At 39.0% G+C, this 7,840-nt stretch carries 8 protein-coding genes and 1 pseudogene; all 9 read right to left on the bottom strand.

The annotated features are described in order from the left end of the window. On the bottom strand, nt 1-908 hold a 908-nt coding region (locus tag COS96_02265), incomplete at its 3' end, for a hypothetical protein (GenBank protein PIU43841.1). A 92-nt stretch (nt 909-1,000) separates the two neighbouring features. Then, entirely contained in the window at nt 1,001-1,942 is a 942-nt protein-coding gene (gene secF, locus COS96_02260; protein PIU43840.1) for a protein translocase subunit SecF, read from the bottom strand. Between the two features lie 8 nt (nt 1,943-1,950). After that, a complete protein-coding gene (locus COS96_02255) occupies nt 1,951-3,114 on the bottom strand; it encodes a methionine adenosyltransferase (GenBank protein PIU43839.1) in 1,164 nt (387 codons plus the stop codon). Between the two features lie 9 nt (nt 3,115-3,123). Continuing rightward, on the bottom strand, nt 3,124-4,545 hold the full coding sequence (gene secD / locus COS96_02250; protein PIU43842.1) for a protein translocase subunit SecD: 1,422 nt from the start codon (nt 4,543-4,545) through the stop codon (nt 3,124-3,126). 77 nt (nt 4,546-4,622) lie between these two features. Continuing rightward, on the bottom strand, nt 4,623-5,330 hold the full coding sequence (locus COS96_02245) for a hypothetical protein (protein ID PIU43838.1): 708 nt from the start codon (nt 5,328-5,330) through the stop codon (nt 4,623-4,625). A gap of 250 nt (nt 5,331-5,580) precedes the next feature. Then, nucleotides 5,581-6,240 (bottom strand): hypothetical protein, encoded by a 660-nt coding sequence (locus tag COS96_02240; protein PIU43837.1) that lies wholly within the window; start codon nt 6,238-6,240, stop codon nt 5,581-5,583. A gap of 18 nt (nt 6,241-6,258) precedes the next feature. After that, nucleotides 6,259-6,618 (bottom strand): hypothetical protein, encoded by a 360-nt coding sequence (locus tag COS96_02235; protein ID PIU43836.1) that lies wholly within the window; start codon nt 6,616-6,618, stop codon nt 6,259-6,261. 62 nt (nt 6,619-6,680) lie between these two features. Next, nucleotides 6,681-7,238: a hypothetical protein gene (locus tag COS96_02230; protein PIU43835.1), complete on the bottom strand. Its 558-nt coding sequence runs from the start codon at nt 7,236-7,238 to the stop codon at nt 6,681-6,683. 1 nt (nt 7,239) lies between these two features. Next, nucleotides 7,240-7,779 (bottom strand): annotated as a pseudogene (locus tag COS96_02225) (hypothetical protein). Nucleotides 7,780-7,840 lie beyond the last annotated feature (61 nt).

Here is a 7,840-nt window from a genome sequence, read left to right as displayed (position 1 = left end):
TTTTTATTGTTGAGATTCAAAAGAATAGTATTTTCTTTGACCATTCTCTGTTGAGAAACTTTCTGGAGAATTTCTTCTTTCGTCAGCGGAGTTTTTGAATCCGACAGAACCATTGCTATCACATCCTTAACCTGTCCTGGATGATATCCCCATTCTTTCAAAGCGTAAATTCCTCTGCCTATCAGAACAAATCTGGCGTCCTTGATCAACTCATTATGGACGGTCTGGAGAACGCTTCCCTTAAGCATCTTAGAAACATCGCTGAAGTGGAGAGGTTTGCTCACTTTTCTGAAAACCAAATAAGCCTTATCCTTTATCCCTCTCGGAGTGATTTCCGGCCATTCTTTTAATCCGAATAAACCCTCCTCATTCTGCTTGATTCTTTTAGAAATTTCTATGAAAGAAAGAGCTTGTTTTTCTTTTGTAAATTCCATCGGCTTCCCGGCTTCTTCCAGTTTTTTCTGAAAATCCCCCATCGTTTTCTTAGCTGAAGAAATGGACTTATCGTCCAAGGCCCAAAATGTGAAATAGGTTTCATCCTCACTGATTTTTTTAAATCTTCCGGATAAAGTCATCAAAAAAACTACAGAAGACTGAACCTTCGTATTTTTAGAACCGGCGAATTCTTCCAATAAAACATTCTCCTTTCTCACTCCCCCAAATTGATTAAGATGATTTTCAAGAAAAGAAATTGCCTCCTTATAATTCTCAACCCTTGGCTTTATTTTCTTTATTCCTTCCGCTTCAATCTGACGGACTCTTTCTCTTGTAATATCAAAGTCGTCGCCGATTTTCTGCAATGTTTCAGGCTCTCCTGTTTTCAAACCGAAACGGCGGACAATTATTTCTTTTTGTCTTTCAGACAGCCCTTTTAACAATTCTTGTGAAATTTTTGAAAAATTAAACATTTCTTTAAATTTTATGAATTAATAATTTATCTAAATTTGATTATTTTCATCTTAACATTTACCAAAAAGATTGTCAATGGCCTTCGCATTTTTCAACTAATTCCCTTTTTTCTCCTTTTCCAATTAAGCCACGTTTCCAAAATAGGACTGGCCAGAAGAATTGAAGAAAAAATACCCGTTGTAATTCCTATCATTAAAGCTAAGGAAAAATACCTTAAAGTCTCTCCCCCAAGGATAAAAATAGATATCAAAACAATGAGGACGGTCAAAGAAGTATTTATCGTTCTTGACAATGTCTGGTTTAAGGAAGCATTCACTATGTCGCGGAAGACAATCCCCTGTCCTTTCTTCAAAATGTTTTCCCTTATTCTATCAAAAACAACTACCGTGTTATTGATTGAATAACCGAGCACGGTGAGTAAGGCAACAACCACGGGTATGGTTACTTGCGTTCCGTAAAAATGTCCCATTATAGAAAACACTCCCAAGGGAATTAAAATATCATAGACAAGAGTGAGCAGGGAAACTATTCCATAATTCCAGCTGGGCATAGGAAAAGAAATTTTCTGAAAAGCAAAAGCAATGTAAAGCGCTATACCCAGAATGCTTAAAATTACGATTATTTTAGTTTTATCTTTTAATTCTTTTCCGATAACAGGCCCGATTGATTCAAATCTTCTTTCTTCAAGATTATTTTTTTCCTTTCCCGCATCTTGCGGGATCCCGCTGAGGCTGGATAATTTTTCAAGAACGGTTTGATGAACATCCTCGCTGATGTCTTTCATCCTTAAAATAACCTCCTTCTCCCCTGAAGGCTGAACGGAAACCTCGCCTAAGTCAACTCCATTGAGAGTGGCCTTTATTTCTTCATTTGACGGACGGCTGTCAGAGTAAGAAATCTCTAAAATACTTCCTCCTGTGAAATCAATTCCCGGTTTCAAGCCAAAAATAGACAGGCAAACAATGCTGGCCAAGCCCAATAATCCGAAAAAGATAAAATAAGTTGTTTTAAATTTTAAGAAGTCTATTTTCATAAATTATATTATTCTGTCTTAAGATATTTTAATATTTCATCAACCTTGTCGATTTTTTCCCATGTAAATTCCGGCAATTCTCTGCCAAAATGACCATAACAGGCGGTTTTTCTATATATTGGCCTTTTCAAATCAAGTTGTTTTATTATATCCGCCGGTTTGAAGCTAAAAACTTTTTTTATCGCTTCAAGGATTTTCTCTTCAGAAACCTTATTTGTGCCGAATGTCTGAATAAAAATACTTACCGGCTCCGCCACTCCGATGGAATAAGCTACTTGCAATTCGCATTTATCAGCCAAGCCGGTGGCAACGATATTTTTTGCCACATATCTCGCCATATAGCTCCCGCTCCTATCAACTTTGGTAATACACTTGCCTGAAAAACATCCTCCTCCATGTGCGCCCACTCCTCCGTAAGTATCAATAATAATTTTCCTGCCCGTTAAGCCGGTATCTGCCGGCGGACCCCCAAAAACAAATCTTCCCGTAGAATTTATAAAAATTTTCGTATTTTCATCCATTAAATTTCCTAACACCGGCTTTATCACCTGCTCTCTTATGTCAGCTCTCAATTTCCCTAAGTCAACCTCTTCTGAATGATGCGCAGCTATTACAACAGCCTCAATTCTTTCAGGACGGCCATCGCTATATTGAACAGTGACTTGGCTCTTTCCATCCGGCCTTAAGTAAGGTAAGCTTTTGTTTTTCCGCACTTCAGCCAACTTCATTGTCAATTTATGAGCTAAAGAAATCGGCAAAGGCATCAATTGAGGAGTTTCGTTGGAGGCATAACCGAACATTAATCCCTGGTCTCCCGCTCCCTGCTCCTTAAATTCTCCTTTCCCCTCAACTCCTTGGGCAATGTCAGGGCTTTGTTCGTGTAAGGTTGTTATAACTCCCACGTCATCGCAACAAAATCCATATTCCGGCTTATCATAACCGATCTCTCTTAATGTTCTCCTCACCACGTCAGGTATGTTAACGTATGATTTTGTTTTCGCTTCCCCTCCCACCAAAACCAATCCGGTGGTACAAAAACATTCTATTCCGGCATGAGAATCAACGTCTTGCTTCATCATCTCGTCATAAATGGTATCGGAAATTTGATCGCAAACTTTGTCTGGATGCCCTTCGGTTACTGATTCTGATGTAAAAAAATATTTTTTGGACATAATTTCAATTTATATCCACAACCATTTAATTCTTTCCAATTTTGTTTCTATAAAAACTTTAAGAAAATTCTTGGTGACAAAAATCGCTGAAAACATTGAAAGCAAAATTCCGAAGCTCAAGGTCATGGCAAATCCTTTGACGAAGCTTGTTCCCAGCGTAAAGAGCAGAAAAGCGACTATCAAGGTGGTTAAATTACTGTCTCTGATCGCCGGCCAAGCCCGATTAAAGCCTTCTTCAATGGCAATCCCGAAACTTTTTCCTTCCCGTAATTCCTCCCTCATTCTTGAAAAAATAAGGACATTGGCATCAACCGCCATTCCTATGGAAAGAATAAATCCGCCTATGCCGGCCAAAGTTAAAGTAACCGGAATCAATTTGAAAATAGCCAAAAGCAGAACAACATAAATTCCCAAAGCCAGAGAAGCCAATAATCCCGGCGCCCTGTAAAATATGATCATAAACAAAATAACAATCAAAAATCCGATCATCCCCGCTTTCAAGGACTTTTCCAAAGATATCGCTCCCAATGTCGGACCAACCGACTGTTGAGAAAGCAAACTTATGGGAATCGGCAATGCTCCGGCATTTAACTCTCTTACTCTTTGTTTAACTTCTTCAACCTTAAAATCGCCTGTAATTTGGGCTTTGCCATCAGGAATCTCCACCTGGACTATCGGCGCTTGAGTAAGCTGATAATCCAAATATATCGCCAAAGGCTTTCCGATGTTTCTGGCAGTTAATTCTTTAAAAATCTTCGCTCCCTCATCGTCAAACTGCAAAAGTATCATCGGCTTCATTGTATTGTTATCAAAACCAACTTCAGCTTTTTTTAAATACTTGCCGGTTAAAGGAGTGGAAGCGGACATAAAAGAGTCCTCAAAAGCAACCTGCCAATCAGGAACCTGCTGTATTTCCTCCATTGTCTTTTTTCCCTCCAGTTCCTTTCCCTTGTCTTCAATTTTTTTAAGTTCGTCGGCCGGTCTTTGTTCTTTGAATTCCAGATAAGGAGTTTCTCCTATCATCTTAATCGCCTGATTAGTATCTTTTATCCCGGCCAGCTCAATAATCAATCTCTCTCCTTCAAGCTGAACTACCGGCTCCTGAACGCCGAATAAATTAACCCTTCTTTCAATAACATCTCTTAATCCGTCCATTGAAGAACTCCTATCTTTTTCCTCTACCCCGGAGAGGTCTGCTTGGTAAACTAAATGGACTCCTCCCTGCAAATCCAACCCCAATTTAAAGGCGCTGTCGGGAATATGAGGCACTATCAATTTAAAATTCCAGCCAGAGGCTGGTCCGCCTTTGGCGGAGAAATTATTGAAATAATCTACTCCTTGATTGAAGTAAGCGGGGAAATCAAAACAAGTCGCAAACAAAGTTACGGCAAAAATTAAAAAAATTGTTATATATATCGCTCCCTTTTTCATATTTTCCATATTATACTTTTTTCCCTCCCCCGTCAAATTTCCAATAAAAAAAGAGTGATGTTTCCATCACACTATTATTATTTTTCCAGCCTCATTTTTTTATTCTTAAATAATTCAACTTCTTCTGACATCATCTTGGAAATACAACCCACGGTCATCCTACTAGAATATAATTCTCCGTGGCTTACCCAAAAATTCTTTTGTCGGCCGCCCTGCTCTACAGCCCAAGAAGGAAGAGAGAAAGAATTACGCAAAATGGGAATATACGACCATCGCCCGCCAACCTGCCAAATTTTAATTGATGGCGGATGATGACTATGCAAAGATCCAAGAAAATTACTTCCCTTCACCATGTCTTGAACACTATCTAAATTCGTCGGATAGCCGGCTTTTTCCAGCATTTGCCGATAAACTCCCATGAAAGGGGTTTCTAATGTTATCAGATATAAATTATCTAAATTCCCTATTTTTTGGTCCGAAGCGTATTCCAACATTCTTAAAAAAACTAATCCGCCCATGGAATGAGCTATTGCGAATTTCATTTCTCCATTTTTAGCGTCCAACCAACCATTGCCCTTGAGAATTTCGAGTAATTTCAAAGCATATGAGTTAATTGAAAGCCTTGTGGCAAATCCCAAACTATAATTTATAAAAATAGGATCAAAGCCAATTCCCCCTAAGGCCGAAAATAATTCTCTCATTTTTTCCTTCTTTCTTTCTTCTACGAAATCCTTTATCTGGAACCCACATAAATACGGAACCACTCCGCATACCTTTCCTTTCATTTTTCATTCACCTCGTTCGTTTTCGTTGCTTTTTATTTTTTTATCGACGCGCTTCAGTAAAAATCCTTTCCGATTCTCTGGATATTAAATTTTTAAAGGTTGAATAATCTTCAACCGTACCGCCAAAAGCATATCACAAAAACCCCATAAATGTCAAATTTTTCAAATTTGCAGGGCGTCCACCCCGGTAAAGCTAAAATTTTTTGGAAACTGTGGATAACTCTGCAGGGAAGCCACCCCCGACATTTTTTTACAGATCTTTAATCTTCTCCATTGTAAGTTCTTCCAGGTTCCTTATGGTAATGTCCGCTAAATCGCTGATCTGCCCGTCTTTCAACAAAGCAACGCATTTCATTCCGGCTTTCTTAGCGGCTATTATCCCCTGTTTCCCATCTTCTATGACAAGGCACTCGCAAGGAGAAACGCCCATCTTTTTTGTGGCCAGTAAAAATATCTCCGGATCCGGCTTGCCTTTCTGAACCTCATCAGAGCTCACAACTGCCATAAATTCTTTCTCCAGTTCCAATTCTCCCAGAACAAGATTCAAAAATCTGATGGATGCCCCTGAAGCAACGCTTAATTTAAAATTTTCTTTCTGAAGTTCCCTGATAAGTTCTTTCGCTCCCTCTATCGCTGAAACTTTTCCCTTGGCGCTTTCGGCCAGTAAATCTTCTGATTCTCCAACTGCTTTCATTACGTCTTCATTCTTTTTATATTTTTCAAAAATAATCGTAAAAAAATCCTTGGTTGATGTGCCCCCATACTCCTTACTTATACTTTCAATCCCTAAATCTATGCCATGCCTTCCAAGTAAAATACCCGATGACTTATCATAGAATTCCAGCGTGTTTGAAATCACGCCGTCCATATCAAATATAACCGCCCTTATCCCAACAGATTTATTATTCATTTTATTTTGTTTTGGAGATTAGAAGGATTGGAGCCATTTTAAGACAGCTGATGCGAGAAGTTTTTCATGGCCACGGTAATCGTGGTCAGCGCCTTTTATCATCCGGCACTCAACCCGCGGAGAATTTCTTGCCTTTTCTTTTATAACTTCAAAAATTTTCTCAATCGGAGCCATTAAATAATCGTCCTTTTCTCCGATAACTGTAAAAATCGGCTGTTTTATTCCAGACAAAACCCTTCGTCCAGAGGACGACCTCGGCCAGAGGCTGGTCAGCCTCTGGCCGAGGTCGGCCTCTGGCCGATTCCCATCCGGAAGATAAAGAACGCCGAAAAATTCCAGCTTGTCTTTGGTGTGTATTCTGTGAAGCGAAGTAATCATTTTCTTTTTATACTTATATTAATATTTATTTATATTGATATATTAACATTCATCGATATTTTTTAAAAACTGACAAAAAGAACAAGGAGAAAAGAAATAATGCCAACCAAGAAGATGCCGTCAAAAACTCCTGCTCCGCCGATAGAAATCATTCCCGGAGAAACTTTCCTAACCCTCCCTAAATTCAAAATATCTCCGCCGATTAAAGTTCCCCAGACGCCGGAAATAAAAGCGCAAGAAGCCGCGTATTCCGGAGTTAAAGCTAAGGCCAGTAAGACGGAAAAAATAGGCGGAATAAAAGGAGAGATGACGATTCCTTTGCCGGGAACAACTTTAGATAAAAACTTACAAACTAAAATTAACAAAAAAACTGACAACAAAACCGGCTCCAAATCAAATCCCTTTCGCCAGATCAGAAAGAAAAGATAAAGGGAAAAAACAATCGGAATTATCGCTCCTCCCAAATTTATAAAAACGCCCTCAACTCGGACCATTGGGGTTTTAAACAATCCCAAAAAACTTTTCTTCTCAAAATATATCAGCTTCTTCCCTCCCAATGGAATATTAACCATTGAGCAGATGAAAAGAAAAAGGAGAAAAAATAAAAAAATAAATGGCATTTTAGTCCAATATTTCTAAAATTTTCAATTCCAGCTTCTCGGTTTCGACATCATAGACGGCAAAACTGGCCTTATAGAACAATCCGGCCAGATTGCCGGGGTTAACGAGCCGGCAATGACTTACTTTGCTTTCCCATGGTTTGTGGGTATGGCCGTGGAAAACTATATTGTATTTTCCTGATTCGGCCATTTCTCTGGCGATTTCCGGAAAATGACAAAAACCGATTTTCTTTCCGCCAACGACAACTTCTCCGATCCCGCTGTGACGGGATCCCGCACGTTGCGGGACTTCTCCGCATAAAAAAACATTGGAAAATTTTTTAACTTTGACTAATTCAGTTATGCCGAGGCGGTCATCAGCATTGCCGAAGGCAATGTAAATTTTCCCTGAAAAAAGAGCTGTCATTTCCCAGAGAGTATCGGAATTGCAAATATCTCCGCAATGAAGAATTGTTTTTATTTTTTCTTTTTCAATCCAGCGTAGCGCCTTTCTCAAATTCGGCATATTATCGTGAGAATCAGAAATAACAGCAATCTTCATATTTGTTTATTCAACGGTGAACATATCTAGATATTTTTTGTAAACATATGACTGCCCATAG

It is taken from the genome of Candidatus Nealsonbacteria bacterium CG07_land_8_20_14_0_80_39_13 (genome assembly GCA_002779355.1).
GTDB lineage: Bacteria > Patescibacteriota > Minisyncoccia > Minisyncoccales.
Note: the sequence above shows the minus strand (reverse complement) of the source record. Positions and strands in the feature narration are given on the sequence as shown.